The sequence below is a fragment of the Microbacterium sp. SCPM-O-B-15248 (M128) genome, assembly GCF_058214835.1.
Genome location: NZ_JBYQLI010000001.1, coordinates 233474 through 252400 on the forward strand (window position 1 = coordinate 233474; position 18927 = coordinate 252400).

Below are 18927 nucleotides of genomic sequence, written 5' to 3' on the forward strand. Positions count from 1 at the left end.
ATATCTCCTTAGATGAAAGCGTTACCGGGGGAAACCCCGGTGGGCGCGGTTTTGTTCCTCAGACGACAGCGGCGTCGGGGAGGCCCTCGATCGGGCTCTCGGCGACGGCGGGCTCGCCCGCTTCACCACGCGCGGCGAGGAAGTGCTCCACGTCGAGCGCGGCCACGGTGCCGCTGCCGGCGGCCGTGATGGCCTGGCGGTAGGTCGGGTCGATCACGTCGCCGGCGGCGAACACGCCGTCGACCGACGTACGCGACGACCGACCGTCGACCCAGATGGTGCCCTGGTCGGTGAGCTGCAGCTTGTCGTGCACCAGGTGGGTGCGCGGGTCGTTGCCGATCGCGACGAACAGACCCTCGATCTCGAGGTCGCGCTCGGAACCGTCGACCGTCGACCGCAGACGCACACCGTTCACGGCCTCGTCGCCCAGGATCTCGGCGACTTCGCTGTTCCAGACGAACTCGATCTTCGGGTTCGCGAACGCGCGCTCCTGCATGATCTTCGAAGCGCGGAGCGCGTCCTTGCGGTGGATGATGTAGACCTTCGACGCGAACTTCGTGAGGAAGTTCGCCTCTTCCATCGCCGAGTCGCCGCCACCGACGACGGCGATGGTCCGCTCGCGGAAGAAGAAGCCGTCGCACGTGGCGCACCACGACACACCGCGACCCGACAGGCGCTCTTCGCCCTCGAGGCCGAGCTTGCGGTAGGCCGAACCGGTGGCGTAGATGATCGACGCCGCCTCGTGCACCTTGCCGCTGCCGAGGGTGACGGTCTTGACCGGGCCCTCGAGGTCGAGCGACACGACGTCGTCGTACAGGACCTCGGCGCCGAAACGCTCGGCCTGGGCCTGCATCTTGGCCATGAGGTCGGGTCCGAGGATGCCGTCGGGGAAGCCGGGGAAGTTCTCGACGTCGGTCGTCGTCATGAGGTCGCCGCCGGCTTCGACGGAGCTCGCGACGACGAGGGGCTCGAGGTTGGCTCGGGCAGCGTAGATCGCGGCCGTGTAGCCGGCCGGGCCCGATCCGATGATGATGACGTGACGCACGGTGGCGCGTTCCCTTCGTTGATTCCGTCGGATGAAACACATGCTAGCCCGGCGGTATTCCGCCGTCCGGGGGCTAGCGCTTGGGCAGGAAACGCCGCCCGAGAGCGAGCGCGGGCGCGAGTTCGGGGGTGCGCAGCAGAGCGAGGATGCCGAGATACACCGCGAGCACGACCGTGCCGATGATCGCGGCTCCGGCGGCCCCGGCGAGGGCGCTGTTCGTGGTCCAGCCCGCCGGTCCGCCCAGCAGCAGCGAGACGCCGAAGCCCGCGGCGGCGGCGGGGATCGCGGCCAGGGTGAACTTCAGCAGGGCGAGGAGCCACGAGGCCGTGCCGATGCCCGAGAGACGCCGGTGCAGCAGCACGGTGGCGACGACGACCTGCACGATGCTCGCGAACGACTGCGTCAGCGCCACCCCCGCGGCCAGTTCTCCCCGGTCGAGGATCGCTCCGGCGGTCAGGGCTCCCCCGGCGACGAGCACGCACTGCAGGAGCGTGAAGAAGAACGGCGTGCGGGTGTCGTTGTAGGCGTAGAACGTGCGCTGGACGACGAAGAGGACGGCGAGGGGCACGAGGCACACGAGGAAGCACAGCAGCACGGGAGCGGCGGCTGCGGCCTGCTCCGGGCCGTTGGTGAAGATGCGGCTCGCCGGGACCGCGGCGACGGCGAGGGCGGCCGTGGCGGCGACGATGAAGAACCCGAGGGTGCGGATGCTGCGGGAGATGTCGGCGCGGACTTCGTCGTGACGCCCGGCCGCGGCGTGCTCGCTGAGCTGCGTGAAGTACGGCGTCCCGATCGACAGCACGATGATGGAGTACGGGAGCATGAAGAGCAGCCACGCGTTCTGCGAGGCGAAGATGGCGGGATCCTCTCCCGACGCCCCCGAGAGCACGTTCGACTGCACGATGCCGGCCAGCTGACCGGCGACGACCATGAGGAACGTCCAGCCCGCGAGACGGCCGATGTGCCGCAGCCCCACACCCTTCCACTGGAAGTCGGGTCGCAGGGCGAGCCCGGCGCGTCGCCAGAAGAACAGCAGCACGAGCGTCTGCACGACGATTCCGATGGTGGCGGTCCCGGCGAGGACCGCGATCATCCCCGGGGTCCAGTCCTGCACGACGGTCTGAGGCCCGCCGAACACGAGGATGAACGCCCCGAAGCCCGCGATGGACACGATGTTGTTGACGATCGGCGCCCACGTGTACGGGCCGAAGACGCGCCGGGCGTTGAGGATCTCGCCGAGGAGGGCATACAGGCCGTAGAAGAAGATCTGCGGGAGGCACCAGTACGCGAACGCCGTCGACAGAGCGAGCTGGTCGGGGGTGAACTTGCTCGCGTACACCTGGACGAGCAGCGGCGCGGCGATCATGGCGAGCGCCGTCGCGCCGAGCAGCCCCACCGTGCCGAGGGTGAACAGCTTCGAGATGAAGGCCTGGCCCCCATCGGCGTGCGCGGCCGCCTTGACGATCTGCGGGACGACGACCGCGGTCAGCAGGCCCGTCGAGATGATCGCGTAGATGTTGTTCGGCAGCTGATTCGCGACGGCGAACGCGTCGCCGGCGCCGCTGATGGATCCGATCGCGGCGACCAGGACGATCGTGCGGACCAGTCCGCTCACGCGCGAGACGATCGTCCCCGCCCCGATGAGCACACTGGCCCGTCCGATACTGCTCACGGGCTCTTCTCCTGTGGGGTGTCCGAGGGGGTGGGGGCATCCGATGCGTCCTCGGATGCCGCGGCATCCTCGGTCTGGGTGCGCCGTCGACGCGCGATGGTGCGGAGGATGCCGACGCCGAGGAACACGACGACGAGTCCGATGATGACGATGAGCCCGATGCTCTCCCACTCGGCACGGACTTCGACCTGCACGTTCTGCCGGCTGCCGATGAGCTCGCCCGTCGGGCTGTACAGCTGCATCGCGACGTCGACCTCGCCGTTGGCGATGCGGGCTTCGACGGGCACCTCGATGCGGGTGTTCGCGGACGCCTGGGCCTCGATCGGTGTGGTCGCCTGCACGCGCAGGCGGGCGTCGTCGGGTTGTGAGCGCAACACCACCGAGATCGGCCAGGGCAGGTCGTTGCGCACCCAGGGGCGCAGGGGCGCGCTGGAGCTGACGAGACGGAAGTCCGACGAGAGGATGCCGACGGAGTCGAGCGTCGTCTGCGTCGCGGCGCGGTGGTCGGTGACGGCCTGGCGGGCGGCATCCCCGGTCCAGGCGACGCTCAACGTCTGCAGGACCTCCGCGCGCTCGCGCCCGGTGAGGAGCTCGGGCTGGTCGAGGATCGTCGCGAAACGGTCGATCACCTGCTCGTCCGAGAGGAGGTCGGCGACGTCGGCGGCGCGGGCGGCATCCGGTTCGGAATTCCCGAGCGCGACCTCCGTCGCGGGTGCCGCGCCGACCGCGGCGAACGTCGACGGCGTGTAACCGGGGGCGGATGCCAGGGCGCCCAGGGTCGCGCGCAGACTGCCGCGCGAACGGTCGGTGCCGCGGTCCAGCACGGCGAGCACGGGACGGTCGGCGGTGCCGGTGCGGGCGAACGCGAGGTGGCCGGCCGCGGCCGCCAGAGCAGATCCCCGCCGGGCGCTGTCATTCTCGGCAGCGGCGGCGGTGAGGGCGCGCGAGACCTCGGTGTCGTAGACGGGGGTGGACACCCCGCCCACGGTCGCGCTCGCGGTGCCGGGCGCAGCGCCGAGGTTGCTCGAGCCGACGAGGACCCGGGCGGGAGCCGCGTCGGTGCCGAGCGCGCCGAGGGCGGTCACGACGCCGGGGTCGACGGAGCCGGTGGCGGGCCAGAAGACGTTCGCCGCCGCGCTTCCGATGTCGAGCAGCGCCGCGAGGTCGGGAAACGAGGGCTGTCCGGGCGCCGGGGTCGCGCCCGGGCTCGGCGCGACGGCGGATCCGGGCTGGGTGAAGTCGGCCGCGGCCATGTAGGCCTGCAGCGACGTGGGGTGCAACGGCGTCGTCACGCCCGCCCGAATCTGCGACGACAGATCGGCGTCACCGAACTGCAGGGCGAAGCGGTCGTTCGGCAGCGAGAGCAGGCGCTGCAGCCAGGCGGTCGCGGTCGGCGGCGCGGACGACCCGAGCACACGGATCGAGGCCGGGAGGGCCGGATCGATCGCGAGGGTGGCGAGCGTGCCCGCCACCGCATCGAGCTGGGCCGACAACGCGCCGTCGACCGCGGTCAACTCGGCCAGTTCGCTCGCGGTGAGAAGGCCACGGATGCGCGGAGCGGCCGTGATCGGCACGACGACGGCGAGAGGAGTGGCCGCGCCGTCGGCGGGGATGACGACGACCGTGGGGGCCTGGAGCGACGTTCCTCCGTCGGTGCGCACGAGCACGGGGTACACCCCCGGCGCGCGGCCGACGAGCGCCGGGTCGGTGCCGGGAACGGTGAACGACACCGAGGTCTGTGTGCCGGAGGCGGTGGCATCCAGGGTGCCCGTGGCGATCTGCTGCAGTGCGACGCCGGACGCGTCCCCGCTCAGCCACCGCGTGAGCGCGGCGTCGTCGCCGAGCGCGGAGGTACCGATCGACAGCGCCGCCGAACTCGCCGTGGCACTCGTGCCCGCGGGGGCGGCGAGGGTCGCGAGCACGGCGAGCGTGTCGCCCGGGCGCAGGATGCCGTTGCCGCTCGGGGCGGCCGCCAGGGTCGGGGGCGCCGCGCTCGCGGACGGGCTGGGCGACGGCGTCGCGGCCGCCGTCGCAGCCACCGGGACCGCCAAACCGACCGCGAGCGCGGCCGCGGCGAGGGTCGCCAGCAATCGGCGCGTGAAGGGGCGCCGCAGCACGGGTGAGCCCGAGGGCAGGGAGGTCACGGTCATACGAGCGTCGGTGGGCGAGGCGGCCTCGCACCGCGACGAGTCTAGGCCCGCGCACCTCGGAGCCCCCCGATAGCCTCGCGCAGACGATTGAATGGACCGGTGCTCCCCGAACCCGACCCGATCCTGTGCCGTGCTCTCGCCGACGACCTGCGCTCCGCGGGCTTCTCGGGGGCGGCTCTGCGCGACGCGTGGGGCGAGCAGGCGGATGACGCCGTGTCCCGCGGTCTGCGTCAGCCGGCCCTGCGCGCCCTGGGCGATCGGCGCGACGCGCTCGCGACGCTCGGCCGGCTGTGGTGCCTCGGGTTCGCCGTCGACGTCGAGGCCGCGGCCGCGGCACTGCCGAACCTCGGTGTGGCGGGGGCCGTGACCCTCGGGCTCGTCGAGGTCGACGGCGATCGCGTGGTCCCCGCGGTCCTCGTGCGCCCGCAGCCGTTCGGCGACGCGGACGGCAGCGTGGAGTGGCGGATCGCGAGCGACCTCGACGAGGCGGCCCTGGGCGGACCGCTCCCCGAGGACCACGTGCTCGGCGTCGGCGGGGCCTCGCAGACCCTCGCACGCCTGCAGCTCACGTGGCGTGGCGGAACGGCTCTCGACCTCGGCACGGGGTGCGGCATCCAGGCCCTGCGGCTGCGGCGCCTCGTTCCGCACGTGGTCGCGACCGACATCTCCGAACGGGCTCTGCGCTTCACGCGTCTGAACGCCCTGCTCAACGACGTGGACGGTATCGAGACGCGCCTCGGCTCGCTCTTCGACCCCGTCGAGGGTGAGACATTCGAGCGGGTGGCATCCAATCCCCCGTTCGTGATCACTCCGCGCGTCGCGGGGGTCCCGGCGTACGAGTACCGCGACGGCGGGCTCGAGGGGGACGCGCTCGTGGCCTCGGTCGTCGCGGGGGTCGCCGCGCACCTGTCGCCGGGCGGGGTCGCGCAGTCGCTCGGCAACTGGGAGTACCGCGACGGGCACTCGGGTCTGGATCGGATCCGGGAGTGGGTCGATCCCTCGCTGGACGCCTGGGTCATCGAGCGCGAGGTGCTCGACCCGCTCGCGTACGCCGAGCTGTGGGTGCGCGACGGCGGCACGGTGCCCGGAACCCCCGCGTACGCCCGGCTCATCGACGCGTGGCTCGACGACTTCGCGCAGCGGGGCGTGAACGGCATCGGGTTCGGATACGTGCTGCTGCGGCGTCCGCTCGCGGGAGCCCCGACCCTCGCGCGCTACGAGCGCGTCGCCGGCGGAGGCGAGTCCGCGTTCGGGCCGCACCTCGCGGCATGCCTCGAGAACCACGACCGCGCCGCCCTGCTCGACGACGAGGGGCTGGCATCCGCGATCCTCCGTGTCGCGCCCGACGTCACCGAGGCGCGTCACCACCGCCCGGGCGAAGAGTCGCCGTCGGTGATCGAGCTGCGCCAGGGCGGCGGCTTCGGTCGCACGCTCGAGGTCGACTCGGCGCTCGCCGCGCTCGTGGGCGCGTGCGACGGCGACCTCGCCGTCGGTCCGCTCGTCGAGGCGATCGCGCAGCTGCTGGAAGTGGATGCCGACGAGCTCCGCGTCGACATCCTGCCCCGGGTGCGCGAGCTCATCGTCACCGGATTCCTGACGTTCACGGACGCGTGAGTTCGGGCGCGCGTCGCGCGTTGATCGCCGAGACCGCATCTCACTGACATCTGCGATGCAGTTTGCAGGGGAGTTGTCAGCCGGATGCAGTCTCGCGGCCCCCGTTAGGCTCGAAGGCATGCTGAACATGGCCGAGGGTGTCGCGCGCCTCGGTGAGCTCGCCGAGCACCCCGTCGTCTCGACGCTCGCTCGCGTGTTCGCCGACGCCGGTCGCGACCTCGCGATCGTCGGCGGTCCGGTGCGCGACGCGCTGCTCGGCCGCACGACCCACGACTTCGATTTCACGACCGACGCGCGCCCCGACGAGATCCTGGCGCTCGTGAAGCCCGTGTCGTCGGTGCAGTGGGACGTCGGGCGGGCCTTCGGCACGATCGGCGCCAAGGTGCGCGGCGAACAGGTCGAGATCACGACGTACCGCGCCGACAGCTACGACGGCGTCACGCGCAAGCCCACGGTCGAGTTCGGCGACACCCTCGAGGCCGACCTCAGCCGCCGCGACTTCACCGTCAATGCGATGGCGCTGCGCGTCCCCGCCCGCACGCTCGTCGACCCGACCGGCGGTGTCGAAGACCTCCTCGCGCAGCGTTTGCGCACCCCCATCGACCCGGCCGTCAGCTTCGGCGACGACCCGCTGCGCATGCTGCGGGCGGCCCGGTTCGCGTCCCAGCTCGAGTTCACGGTCGACCCCGACACCCTGGATGCCATCGCCGAGCTGCGCGGAACGCTCGAGATCGTGAGCCCCGAACGCGTGCAGTCCGAGCTCGTGCGGCTGCTCCAGACCGATGACCCGGTGCGCGGCATCCGGGTCCTCGTCGAAACGGGGCTGATCGACGAGTTCCTGCCCGAGATCCCGGCGCTGCGCCTCGAGGTCGACGAGCACCACCACCACAAGGACGTGTACGAGCACTCCCTGACCGTGCTGCGCCAGGCGATCGCGCTCGAGAAGGAGCGGCATCCGGATGCCGGCCCCGACGTGCCGCTGCGCCTCGCCGCGCTGCTGCACGACATCGGCAAGCCCGCGACCCGGCGTCTCGAACCGGGCGGCGGCGTCACGTTCCACCACCACGACATCAAGGGCGCGCGCATGACGCGCAAGCGCCTGCAGGCCCTGCGGTTCGACGCCCACACGACGACCGTGGTGTCGCGCCTGGTCGAACTCCACTTGCGGTTCTTCGGCTACGCCGAGGGAGCCTGGACGGATGCCGCCGTCCGCCGCTACGTCCGCGACGCCGGCGACGAGCTGGAACGCCTGCACATCCTCACGCGGGCCGACGTGACCACGCGCAACAAGCGCAAGGCCCAGCGCTTGGCATCCGCCTACGACGACATCGAGACCCGGATCGCCGCCCTGCGCGAGCAGGAGGAGATCGACGCGATCCGCCCCGAGATCGACGGCAATCGCATCCAGCAGATCCTGGGGCTGAAGCCCGGTCGCGAGGTCGGCGAGGCGTACCGCTTCCTCCTCGAGCTGCGCCTCGACGAGGGCGTCCTTGGCGAGGACGAGGCCGAGAAGCGGCTGCGCGAGTGGTGGGCTGCGCGGGGCTGAGTTTGGTCCGCACGTTTCGGGCCGTGACGGGTTTGATCGTGCAGCGGGGCGGTCACTGTGCGTCCCGGTGCATGGATCGCGCCCCATGCCCAACCGCAAGCGCAGCGGGGCGTGATCCGGCGCCCCCAATCCGCCGGATCACGCCCCGAAATCTTGATGTTCAGTCGTCCTCGTCGTGAGCCTCGGCCAGGGCCGCGACCACGAGGTGCGTGAGATCGATGCTCACGATCCTGGGCTGGTCGCTCACGGCGCCGCCGCCTCCGCGCCGGGACTGGGCGTCGCGACGGGTGCCGTCGGGGACGGTTCCGGCGAGGGGACCGCATCGGTGGGAATGGGCTGAACCCGCAGGAACGGGAACGTCGTCGGCTTCGCCTTCGCGACGTCGTCGACGTCGTCCCAGCTGATGGCGTCGGCCGGGATCTCACGCAGCGGATAGATGTTCCACGCGTCGCTGGCTCCGGGTGCGGTGTACGGCACCGGGACAGGCCCTCCCCCGCCGTAGAAGTACGAGTCGTACGGCTGTTGTCCCATCTCGCGGCCGACGGTGGTGAGCGGAGTGCCGTCCTGGTCGAAGAGCTGCACCGCCGGGAGGGCATTCCCCTCGGCGTCGAACGCGAAGATGTTGCGCACGCGCTGGCCGTCGACCGAGAGCCCGGGGACGTACGAGGCGTCGGGGATGTAGGAGTCGCGGGTCAGTGCCTGCGTGAGGGCAGTCGAGATCGCGAGGGCGAGAACGGGGAGCGCGAGCACCGCGCCGACGCTCATGACGGTGCGGAGTACGCGTACCCACGGTCGCGGGAGCCAGCGGCCGCGACCCCATTGGACGCTCAGCAGCACCGCACCGAGCAGGATGACCCACGTGAGGGGGTTGCCGGTGACGAAGAAGACGGCGCCCAGAAGACCGCCCGAGGGTGCGCTGGGGACCAGCACGAGCATGACGAAGTAGGCCATGAGGTACCAGACGAATCCGCGCACGAGCCACCACACCGGCCGGAGCGACCGCAGCAGATCGAGCGTCCATGCGCCCGCGGGGTTCGCCGTCAGGCTCGCACCGAGTTCGCGCCATCCCTCGCGGACCTGCTGAGCCAGCGACTTCCGCGTCGCCGCAACCGCATCGCTGCGTTCCGGGAGTCCCGCGGCCGCGCGCAGTTCGGCGGCGTAGGTCGTGGCATCCGGGAGTTCGAAGTCGTCGCCGGCCTCGGTGGCCTGGTCGGAGAGATCGGCTTCGAGGCCGTCGAGCAGGTCGTCGATCTCGTCGGCGGGAAGGTCGTCGAGCTGCGCGCGCACGGAGGCGGCGAACGCACGGATGTCTTCGCGAGCGGGCGTGGTGATCATCGGGCGTCTCCGATCGTGCGCAGGGTCTTCGGGCGGGCGGTGTCGTCGAGCAGGTCGGTCATCGCCGACGAGAAGTGAGCCCAGGTGGTGCGCTGCGCGTCGAGCAGCTCCCGGCCCTGGGTGTTGATCGCGTAGTACTTGCGGTGCGGTCCGCCGTCCGACGGAACGACGTAGCTCGACAGCGCGCCGGCCGAGTAGAGCCGACGCAGCGTGCCGTACACCGAGGCATCCCCCACCCCACCGAGGCCCGCATCGCGCAGGCGTCGCACGATGTCGTAGCCGTACCCGTCGTCGTGCTGCACGACCGCGAGCACGGCGGCATCCAGCACCCCCTTGAGCAGCTGCGTCGTATCCACGCGCGCCCCCTTTCGCTTGTCTGTGAGGGACAGTACCACGCGATGCGCAGTAGTGCGCGGTGCGGATGCCACCGGTGTGGCGTGCCGTGCGCGATGTTCGAAATGCCCCTCGCATGAGCGGTGATCGGGCCGTAGAACGCAATCGACGTCACCTGGGACTGCAATATCCGTCAGTGGCTTGAGGCCATGACGTGGAGAGGACTCGGCTGCATAGCTTGGCGCGGGGGCAGTGGCCTGCCGTCCTTGCGTTGACCGATCGGAGCACTTATGACACCCACGCCCACATCCCCTGAGCCCGTCGGCGACGCCTCCCGGAGCCAGCGGGGTATCTCGCGCCGGTCGATCGTCGTTGCGGGCGCATGGTCCGTCCCCGCCATCACCGTCGCTGTCGCCGCTCCATCCGCCTCTGCGTCGACCACTCTCGCCATCGTCGTCACTGAGCCGCCCACCCAGACCACGGCGTGCAGCGCGACGGTCACCCCCATTCGTTTCACGGTCACCGAGAACGGTGCCCCCGCAGCGGGGCGTGCCGTGACGGTCACGTTGCCCGATGGCGCGCGCTTCCGTTCCGGCGTGACCGGTACCTACATCAGCGGGTCGGACGGCGTCGTTACGGTTCCAGCGGGAGACATCCTCGCCGGTCCGAAAACGGGTGTGATCTCCGCGACCGTTTCTGGTGCGAATATCCAGACCGCTTTTCCCGTCCGGACGACGGGTGCCTTGCAGTACGGGTCGAAGGCGGCGAATATCGCTGCGGCGAGTAATTCCGGTTTCGTGCGTCTGTCGGCGTCGGATAACGGTGCGGTCGCGGTGAAGGCGAACGGTGAGGTCTGGCGTACGACGTCGGATGCGCCGGAGTGGGTGAAGGTCGGCGATGGCGGGTCGACGGAGGCGAATCAGTCCGGCTATGTGGCTTTCGGGAACGGTGAGTCCGGGGATGCGCTGTGGGTAAAGGATGGCGCGTTGCGGTATGGCTCGAAGGCGGCGAATATCGCTGCGGCGAGTAATTCCGGTTTCGTGCGTCTGTCGGCGTCGGATAACGGTGCGGTTGCGGTGAAGGCGAACGGTGAGGTCTGGCGTACGACCTCGGCAGAGCGCCCGTGGGTGAAGGTCGGCGATGGCGGGTCGACGGAGACCAACCAGTCCGGGTACGTGAATTACTCGAATGGCACGACGGGTGACGCCCTGTGGATCAGGGATGGGGCGTTGCGGTATGGCTCGAAGGCGGCGAATATCGCTGCGGCGAGTAATTCCGGTTTCGTGCGTCTGTCGGCGTCGGATAACGGTGCGGTCGCGGTGAAGGCGAACGGTGAGGTCTGGCGTACGACGTCGGATGCGCCGGAGTGGGTGAAGGTCGGCGATGGCGGGTCGACGGAGGCGAATCAGTCCGGCTATGTGGCTTTCGGGAACGGTGAGTCCGGGGATGCGCTGTGGGTAAAGGATGGCGCGTTGCGGTATGGCTCGAAGGCGGCGAATATCGCTGCGGCGAGTAATTCCGGTTTCGTGCGTCTGTCGGCGTCGGATAACGGTGCGGTTGCCGTGAAGGCGAACGGTGAGGTCTGGCGTACGACCTCGGCAGAGCGCCCGTGGGTCAAGGTCGGCGATGGCGGGTCGACGGAGACCAACCAGTCCGGGTACGTGAATTACTCGAATGGCACGACGGGTGACGCCCTGTGGATCAAGACGACCACCACCTGCGCGGTCTGACGGCGGATCAAGGGAATTGACCGCCCCGACGGGGCGGTGGTGGCGGGGGATCTCGACGCTGATTGAGCTTCGAGGTCTCCCGTCGCCGGGATTACAATGTTCGATTTCGGTGACTGAAATGCGCTCGAGCTAGATGCGTCTTACTATTTCCTCGAGGTGCGCCCATGAAGAATGACCACTCCGCACTCGGCTCCCTCAGGTTTCACGATGGTGTCGGATGGCTCGGATCGATCGGGTTTCAGCGCATCACGGCCAGGACGACAGACGTCGAGGTGCTGCGGAAGGTCTTCAGTGACGCGGGGGCGAGCCTCCTTCCACCGATCAGACCCGTCGATATGGACCTCGCGGCACTACGGTTCGACTCGTTCTTGGTCGCGCGATTCACCACGCGATCTCTCGCGATGGAGTGGACTCGTGCGCGGCCGCGCTCTAGTCGGCGGTTCCTTGCCCTGTTCGTGATGTCCGGCGCCGTCGCAGTGACCACCGACGTGCCGCGAACGGTCGTAGAGAACAATGGCGTCTTCGTAGTTCGCCCGGGGAGCGACCGGATCGTGACCGAGTTTCTGGTCCCCTCCGAGGTTGTCGTGTTCACGTTCGATCGGGACGAGGTCGGTGGACTGAGCGAGGATCCGCTGTCGCCCGAGCCGATGTCGATGACGTCGCCTGTGCTCCGCTCAGCCTGCACATTCATGTGCGGATTGGTGGACAGCAGAACCGCGGACGACGAGGGGAACGTCTCGGTTCTGCGGGAGCTGACTCGCGGCATGGCGCGCGCACTCGTGCAGGAGGCATCGGGCGTCGCGGAGCAGGCGGATGACGAGTTCGACCGCATCATCCTCATCCTCAAGCGCAACGCGCACGCACCGAATTTCGGTCCCGACCAGGTGAGCGAGGTGTTGGGGATGTCGCGACGAAGCCTGGAGAGGATCTTCTCTGCACACGGTCGTACGGTCGCTCAGACCCTGAGAGAGGTGCGGGTGGAGGCAGCGCTTCAGCTCTTGCGCGAGGAGCCTCCCCACAGTTTGGAGGAGGTCGCCGAGCGGAGTGGCTTCGGATCGGTCGACTCGTTGCGGCGAGCCTGCCTGCGCCACCTCGGAAAGACGCCCCGAGACATTCGCGACGCCGGCGGACTCATCGAATCGCCGTCGCAGTCACGCGCCAGCTGACCTCGGTCGGGTGAGTGTCGCCACCACGACTACCGAGGGGGTGGCATTCACTCCCGGATGCCACCCCCTCGACGCTCTGGCCGGTCTGGGGCCGCGAAACGGCAGATGGGGCGGTCCATTGCGCGCCCCACTGCACGGATCACGCCCCGAACGCCCGGCATCGAACGCCCCGGAGCGCGACGCCCGCTTACGGAACGACGACCGCGCGGCCGCGCACCTCGCCGTGGTGCAGGCGCTGGTAGGCCTCGACGGCGGAGTCGATGTCGTACTTCTCGACGTGCACGCCCACGGCACCGCTGCGGGCGAGGTCGAGCACCTCGATCAGCTCGCTGCGGGTGCCCCAGTACGGCGCGCGCACGGCGGCGCCCATCGGCGTCGAGAAGAAGCCGGCGGGCAGGATGCCACCACCGATGCCGACGATGTGGATGAAGCTGTTGATCGCCGCGACCTCGCGGGCCAGGTCGATCGTCGGCTGCGCGCCGACGAAGTCGAACACCGCCGACGCGCCGAGGCCGCCGGTGAGCTCGCGGATCCGCTCGGCGGCGTGCTCGTCGGAGGTCACCGTGTGGTGGGCGCCGACCTCGCGGGCGAGGGCGAGCTTGTCTTCGCTGACGTCGACCGCGATGACGGTGGCCTGCGTGATCGCGCGGAGGATCTGCACGCCCACGTGTCCGAGGCCGCCGACGCCGATCACAACGGCCGTCGCACCGGGGTACAGCTTCTCTTTCGCGGCGACGATCGCGTGGTACGGGGTGAGTCCGGCATCCGTCAGCGAGACCGTCTCGACGGGGTCGAGGTCGCCGAGCGGCACGAGGTGGCGCGGGTCGTCGACGATGACGTACTCGGCCATGGCGCCCGGGCTGCCGAGTCCGAGAGGGGTGATGCCCATCTCGGCGGCGTAGGGGCAGTAGTTCTCGGCGCCGCTGGCGCACGCGTGGCAGCGACCGCAGCCCCAGGGGCCGTAGATGGCGTACGCGGCGCCGATCTCGACGCCCTCGACACCCTCGCCGAGCTCGTCGACGACGCCCGCGCCCTCGTGGCCCAGGGTCAGGGGCAGGCCGTAGGTGTACTGCTCCTCGGGCAGGTCCATGACGAACCAGTCCGAGTGGCACAGGCCCGCAGCGGTCACCTTCAGGCGCACCTGACCGGGGCCGGGGTGGGGATCGTCGATCTCGACGACCTCGGGTCCTTTACCGATCTCGCGGTACTGCACTGCCTTCATGGCATCCCTTTCTGTCGGTGGTTCGGGTACTTCCACCGTCCTCCCGTCGCGGGGGCGTGTCGAGGGGGGTGGCGGCGTTTTCCGCGCTTGAGAACGGAACTCATCAATGCACGTGAATGGACTGGCGGATGCCGGGAGCGACACGCCGACGCGAGCGCGCTGGTGCCGCGAGGTCGGCTCCGCTTGTGTCGCGCCCCGCCGGTTCGGGGCGCGGAACGTGGCCCCGGGGCGTTGTGCGTGGCCCCGGGGCCACCGAGGCTGCTCCCGCACGCGGCCCGCAGCGCCAGGTGCCTGGCATCCCGCCGTGAACCCTGCCGCGGTGGCACGCGCCGACCTACACTGGTGCCACCTCCGTCACCGTCGATGGGAGTCCCGTGCCTTCTCCATGGTCGCGACCGACCATTTCCCCCGAGACCTCGGGATTGCTCATCGCGCGTGCGCACGACGAACTCCTCGCGGGCAACGACGATCGCCGTCTCGACGACGTCCGGCCCCTGGTGCAGGACTCGTGGCGCCGGTCGCTGGCATCCCTCGTCGGACCCGAAGGCCTGCCGACGCTCGAGTTCGCGAGCGACGAGCTCGAGGCGTACCGCCGGGCTCATCCGCTCGCCGGGGTCATGGACATGGTCCGCGCGTTGCTGCTGCCCGGGTCGGCCGAGGATTCCGGCGTCGTCGTGGCCGTGGGCGACGCGGCCGGGCGGCTGCTCTGGGTCGAGGGCGATCAGCGCGTCCGCACGCTCACGGGAGACATGGGTTTCGTGGCCGGCGCGAACTGGTCGGAGGATGCCGTGGGCACCTCGGCCCCCGGAACGGCGCTGACCCTCGACCGGTCGGTGCAGATCCGCGGGGCCGAGCACTTCAACCGGCTCGTGCAGGCGTGGTCGTGCACCGCGGCACCGGTGCACGATCCCGAGACGCGGCAGCTGTTGGGGATGATCGACGTCACGGGAGGGCCCGAGGCCGTCACCCCGCAGGCCCAATTGCTGGTGGATGCCACGGCCCGGGCGATCGAGAGCGAGATCCTCGTCGCACGGCTCCGGGCGCAGCAGACTCCTCCGCCGCGGTCCCCGCGCCGTTCCCCCGGGACGCGGGCGGTGCTGCGGATCCTGGGCCGCGACCGCGCGCTGCTGGAGGTGTCGGGCGAGACCGGCGAGACGGTGATCGAGCTCGGCGCGCGGCACGCCGAGATCCTGCTGCTCCTGGCCGTGCACCGCGAGGGCATGTCCGCTGAGGTGCTGAGCGAGGCCGTCTACGGGCACCCGGCGACCGAAACGCTGCGGCCCGAGATGGTGCGGCTGCGGCGCGTGCTCGCGCCCCTCGCGCCGGGGCTCGTGCCGGCATCCCGCCCGTATCGGCTGCCCGACGTCCTCGAGACCGACGCGCAGCAGGTGCTGTCGCTGCTCGATCGCGGGGCTCATCGCGTGGCCCTCGCCGCCTACCGCGGGCCGGTGCTGCCCGATTCGGTGGCGCCCGGGGTCGTCGAGGTGCGCGAGTCGGTGCGTCAGGCGCTGCGCGAAGCGCTCATCGAGGAGGCGGGGGTCGACGTGCTGCTCGCGTACGCCGAGACCGCCGACGCGCGCGAGGATGTCGAGCTGCTGCGGTTGTGCCTCGGGATGCTGCCGGCGCGGTCGCCGAAGCGTGCCGGACTCGTGACCCGGATCGAGCGCCTCGAAGGGGACTGATGTCGGAGGCCCTGGCTACGCTGGCTGCATGGACGAACAGACGCTCGACATCTTCTCGGCTGCTCGCGCGCGACGTGACGTGGGGCGCATCCGCGAGGCCCTCGCCGAGGTCAAGGCCGGCGACATCGCTCGTGTCATCGTCCGCTCCCCTCGCTACGGGCTCTACGCCCTCGAGGGCGCGGTACGCATCGGTGTCGGTGGTCAGCCGCTCGTCGGCGACGTGATCCTCGCCACGAGCGCCGAGATCCAGCGCATCGACCTCGGCATCCCTGCCCCCGAGCCGGCCTTGTCGGCCGACGTCGTCGACCCCTCGACGCTCCCCCACGGCACGCCCGTGCGCGTGACGTTCCTCACGCCCACGCACCAGACCTTCGCCGTCACCGGTCCGATCACCGCGGGCAACGACCGCTTCCTCCTCGTCGGCAGCTGGATCGTCGCCGACGACCGCGTCATCGCCCCGCGCGTGCAGAGCATCGAGCGTCTCGACAACGTCGACCTCCACGAGGTCAACGTTCCGCCGCTGCGGTCGGTCCTGGCCGACGCCGACGCGTAGGTGTTTCGTTTGACGGATGCCGCGGCTTTGGGGTCGCGGCATTCGTCGTTCTGCGCCACGGCGGGGTCGGCCCCCGGCGGGTTCGGCTGGCGTGGTCGTTGGGGTGGCGCGGGGTGCAGGCGGCCGTGCGGCGCGGTCCGGGTGCGTGCAACCCGATGCAACCTCCCCCGGCGTACCGTCGGCGCATCGCCGCCCCAAGGCCGTTGCGGCGTTCATGACCGTCGAAGGAGACACGCATGACCATCGTCGAAGAAGGCGTTTCCAGCGTCTACGCCGCCCCCGGACAGCGCGGGGCCGTCGCCGAGTATCGCTCGCGGTACGGGCACTACATCGGTGGCGAATGGGTCGAGCCGCACAGCGGTGAGTACTTCGAAGACATCACTCCCGTCACCGGCAAGCCGTTCTGCGAGGTCGCGCGCGGCGACGCCGCCGACATCGACCGGGCCGTGGATGCCGCCTGGAAGGCGTTCGCATCCTGGAAGAAGACCACGCCCGCCGAGCGCAGCGTCATCCTGAACAAGATCGCCGACCGCATCGAGCAGAACCTCGAGCAGATCGCGGTCGCCGAGACGTGGGAGAACGGCAAGCCGGTGCGCGAGACGCTCGCCGCCGACATCCCGCTGACCGTCGACCATTTCCGTTACTTCGCGGGTGTGCTGCGGGCCCAGGAAGGGTCGCTCAGCCAGCTCGACGAGAACACCGTCGCGTACCACTTCAACGAGCCGCTCGGTGTGGTGGCGCAGATCATCCCGTGGAACTTCCCGATCCTCATGGCCGCGTGGAAGCTCGCTCCCGCGCTCGCCGCGGGCAACTGCGTCGTGATCAAGCCGGCCGAGCAGACCCCGGCATCCCTGCTGTTCCTGTTCGACATCATCGGCGACCTGCTTCCGGCCGGTGTCGTGAACATCGTCAACGGTTTCGGAATCGAGGCCGGGGCGCCGCTGGCGCAGCACAAGCGCATCCGCAAGGTCGCCTTCACGGGCGAGACCACCACGGGCCGCCTGATCATGCAGTACGCGTCGCAGAACCTCATCCCGGTGACGCTGGAACTCGGGGGCAAGAGCCCGAACCTCTTCTTCGAGGACGTGGCCCGCGCGACCGACGACGCGTACTACGACAAGGCACTCGAGGGTTTCACGCTCTTCGCGCTGAACCAGGGTGAAGTGTGCACGTGCCCGTCGCGGGCGCTGATCCAGCGGTCGATCTACGACCAGTTCCTCGGCGACGGCCTCGCCCGTGTCGGCAAGGTGAAGCAGGGCAACCCGCTCGACCCCGAGACGATGATCGGCGCGCAGGCGTCGAACGACCAGCTCGAGAAGATCCTGTCGTACATCGAGATCGGCAAGGCCGGCGGCGCGAAGCTGCTCACCGGTGGCGAGCGCGTCGACCTCGGCGGCGAGCTGTCGGGCGGGTACTACGTCCAGCCGACGGTGTTCGAGGGCACGAACGACATGCGGATCTTCCAGGAGGAGATCTTCGGCCCCGTGCTGTCGGTCACGTCGTTCGACGACTTCGATGACGCGATCTCGATCGCGAACGACACCCTCTACGGCCTCGGCGCCGGTGTGTGGAGCCGCAGCGGTGACACCGCCTACCGCGCCGGCCGGGCGATCGAGGCCGGACGCGTCTGGACCAACACGTATCACCAGTACCCGGCGCACGCCGCGTTCGGTGGGTACAAGCAGTCGGGCATCGGCCGCGAGAACCACCTCAAGATGCTCGACCACTACCAGCAGACGAAGAACCTGTTGGTGTCGTACGCCGAAGGCGCGATGGGCTTCTTCTAAGCCGGCGATCTGGCCCCCGGGTACGGCCCGGGGGCCTTCCTCTTTTCGGAAGGAGAGAAGCGGATGCCAGAACTCTCACGCGTCGACGTGACGGATGCCGCGGCCGCGCTGCTGCGCGACCTGACGGCGAAGCACGGCCCCCTGATGTTCCACCAGTCAGGCGGCTGCTGCGACGGCAGCTCCCCCATGTGTTACCCGGTGGGGATGTTCCTTACCGGCCCCAGCGACGTGCACCTCGGCTCCATTGACGTCGGCCTGGATGACCCGATCGAGGTCTACATGTCGGAGTCGCAGTTCGAGTACTGGAAGTTCACGCACCTCACGATCGATGTGGTTCCGGGGCGTGGGGCCGGATTCTCGGTCGAGGGGCCGACGGGGATGCGGTTTCTGATCCGGTCGCGGATGCTGACGGAGGAGGAAGCGGTGGCGTTCGGGGCGGGGGTGCAGCGGGGCGGGTTCGCGAGCCGGTGACCTCAGAATCATAAGTTGTATGCGCCGGGCTTGTGGGTGCTCATGATTGCTTGTTGGCCACGTGATTCCACGGAAGTCGTGCTCGTTGGTTGTGGTTGATTCTCAACAGTCTCTACCGAGCTTCCGGCCCTGGACCGGCCCGGTCACGTGTAGGTGGTGGGGGATGTCGCACCACGCCGAAGGAGCGCTACCGCCTCGAGGTCAGGGGTGCACCAACCGGAGAGAGGAAGTGATTCCGGGGACTCCCACAGGAAAATGTCGTGCTCAGTGCTCCTAACTGGCGCAGCGGAGACGAGTGTCGCCCACACACAGATCAGTTCGATGTTCTCGTCTACGGCGACTGTCCGACACAGCTCTTCGCCCGGTTTTACCTCTATTGACAGCTCCTCCCGAAGCTCCCTAACGATCGCGGCGGGGGGCGCCTCTCCTGCCTCGATCTTCCCTCCCGGAAACTCCCAGCAACCCGCGCTCCGTAGCCCTGGGCGGCGTCGCCCGATGAGCACGCGGCCTGCATCATTGACGACAATCGCGGCAGCAACTCGCATAGGGGTACCCACGGATTCATTGTCCCCCATCCGTCGGTCGGGACCCAGTACGTCGGATCCACACGAGTCGAAGGCG

The 18927-nt window shown here is 69.8% G+C and carries 15 protein-coding genes; 8 read left to right on the forward strand and 7 right to left on the reverse strand.

Features of this window, described 5'->3' with window-relative positions:
- Nucleotides 1-58: 58 nt before the first annotated feature.
- The 3 genes from trxB to AC3E6M_RS01130 all read right to left on the reverse strand — a co-directional run bounded on the left by trxB (nt 59) and on the right by AC3E6M_RS01130 (nt 4867).
- Complete coding sequence (gene trxB, locus AC3E6M_RS01120) at nt 59-1045, reverse strand: thioredoxin-disulfide reductase (protein WP_138174046.1); 987 nt, start codon at nt 1043-1045, stop codon at nt 59-61.
- Between the two features lie 73 nt (nt 1046-1118).
- A complete protein-coding gene (gene murJ, locus AC3E6M_RS01125) occupies nt 1119-2717 on the reverse strand; it encodes a murein biosynthesis integral membrane protein MurJ (protein ID WP_490528799.1) in 1599 nt (532 codons plus the stop codon).
- Entirely contained in the window at nt 2714-4867 is a 2154-nt protein-coding gene (locus tag AC3E6M_RS01130; RefSeq protein WP_490528801.1) for a DUF6049 family protein, read from the reverse strand. Before AC3E6M_RS01130 ends, murJ begins: the two co-directional genes overlap by 4 nt.
- Before the next feature lie 99 nt (nt 4868-4966).
- Here AC3E6M_RS01130 and AC3E6M_RS01135 point away from each other — a divergent pair, with 99 nt between their 5' ends.
- The gene (locus AC3E6M_RS01135) at nt 4967-6481 is read left to right on the forward strand and encodes a DUF7059 domain-containing protein (RefSeq protein ID WP_490528802.1); all 1515 of its coding nucleotides are present in this window, start codon (nt 4967-4969) and stop codon (nt 6479-6481) included.
- A 118-nt stretch (nt 6482-6599) separates the two neighbouring features.
- Complete coding sequence (locus tag AC3E6M_RS01140) at nt 6600-8027, forward strand: CCA tRNA nucleotidyltransferase (protein WP_138174054.1); 1428 nt, start codon at nt 6600-6602, stop codon at nt 8025-8027.
- Between the two features lie 243 nt (nt 8028-8270).
- Here the strand turns inward: AC3E6M_RS01140 and AC3E6M_RS01145 are convergent, their stop codons facing one another.
- Both AC3E6M_RS01145 and AC3E6M_RS01150 read right to left on the reverse strand, forming a co-directional pair.
- On the reverse strand, nt 8271-9362 hold the full coding sequence (locus tag AC3E6M_RS01145; protein WP_490528803.1) for a hypothetical protein: 1092 nt from the start codon (nt 9360-9362) through the stop codon (nt 8271-8273).
- The gene (locus tag AC3E6M_RS01150) at nt 9359-9718 is read right to left on the reverse strand and encodes a PadR family transcriptional regulator (RefSeq protein ID WP_138174058.1); all 360 of its coding nucleotides are present in this window, start codon (nt 9716-9718) and stop codon (nt 9359-9361) included. Before AC3E6M_RS01150 ends, AC3E6M_RS01145 begins: the two co-directional genes overlap by 4 nt.
- Nucleotides 9719-9985: 267 nt before the next feature.
- Between AC3E6M_RS01150 and AC3E6M_RS01155 the strand changes: the two genes are divergently transcribed.
- Together AC3E6M_RS01155 and AC3E6M_RS01160 are read left to right on the forward strand one after the other, a co-directional pair.
- The gene (locus tag AC3E6M_RS01155) at nt 9986-11425 is read left to right on the forward strand and encodes a hypothetical protein (protein WP_490528804.1); all 1440 of its coding nucleotides are present in this window, start codon (nt 9986-9988) and stop codon (nt 11423-11425) included.
- A 164-nt stretch (nt 11426-11589) separates the two neighbouring features.
- On the forward strand, nt 11590-12591 hold the full coding sequence (locus tag AC3E6M_RS01160; RefSeq protein WP_490528805.1) for a helix-turn-helix domain-containing protein: 1002 nt from the start codon (nt 11590-11592) through the stop codon (nt 12589-12591).
- 187 nt (nt 12592-12778) lie between these two features.
- On the opposite strand, the gene AC3E6M_RS01165 is transcribed toward AC3E6M_RS01160, so the two are convergent.
- On the reverse strand, nt 12779-13813 hold the full coding sequence (locus tag AC3E6M_RS01165) for an NAD(P)-dependent alcohol dehydrogenase (RefSeq protein ID WP_490528806.1): 1035 nt from the start codon (nt 13811-13813) through the stop codon (nt 12779-12781).
- Between the two features lie 374 nt (nt 13814-14187).
- On the opposite strand from AC3E6M_RS01165, the gene AC3E6M_RS01170 reads away from it, so the two are divergent.
- From AC3E6M_RS01170 to AC3E6M_RS01185, 4 genes are all read left to right on the forward strand, one after another.
- Nucleotides 14188-15495 (forward strand): GAF domain-containing protein, encoded by a 1308-nt coding sequence (locus AC3E6M_RS01170; protein ID WP_490528807.1) that lies wholly within the window; start codon nt 14188-14190, stop codon nt 15493-15495.
- 28 nt (nt 15496-15523) lie between these two features.
- Nucleotides 15524-16048 carry a hypothetical protein gene (locus tag AC3E6M_RS01175; RefSeq protein WP_490528808.1) on the forward strand — a complete coding sequence of 175 codons (525 nt, stop codon included), beginning with the start codon at nt 15524-15526 and terminating at the stop codon, nt 16046-16048.
- Nucleotides 16049-16284: 236 nt separating this feature from the next.
- Nucleotides 16285-17835: an acetaldehyde dehydrogenase ExaC gene (exaC, locus tag AC3E6M_RS01180; protein ID WP_490528809.1), complete on the forward strand. Its 1551-nt coding sequence runs from the start codon at nt 16285-16287 to the stop codon at nt 17833-17835.
- A gap of 63 nt (nt 17836-17898) precedes the next feature.
- Nucleotides 17899-18306, forward strand: a complete 408-nt coding sequence (locus AC3E6M_RS01185) for a DUF779 domain-containing protein (protein WP_490528810.1) — start codon at nt 17899-17901, stop codon at nt 18304-18306.
- 143 nt (nt 18307-18449) lie between these two features.
- On the opposite strand, the gene AC3E6M_RS01190 is transcribed toward AC3E6M_RS01185, so the two are convergent.
- On the reverse strand, nt 18450-18881 hold the full coding sequence (locus AC3E6M_RS01190; protein ID WP_490528811.1) for a (deoxy)nucleoside triphosphate pyrophosphohydrolase: 432 nt from the start codon (nt 18879-18881) through the stop codon (nt 18450-18452).
- Nucleotides 18882-18927 lie beyond the last annotated feature (46 nt).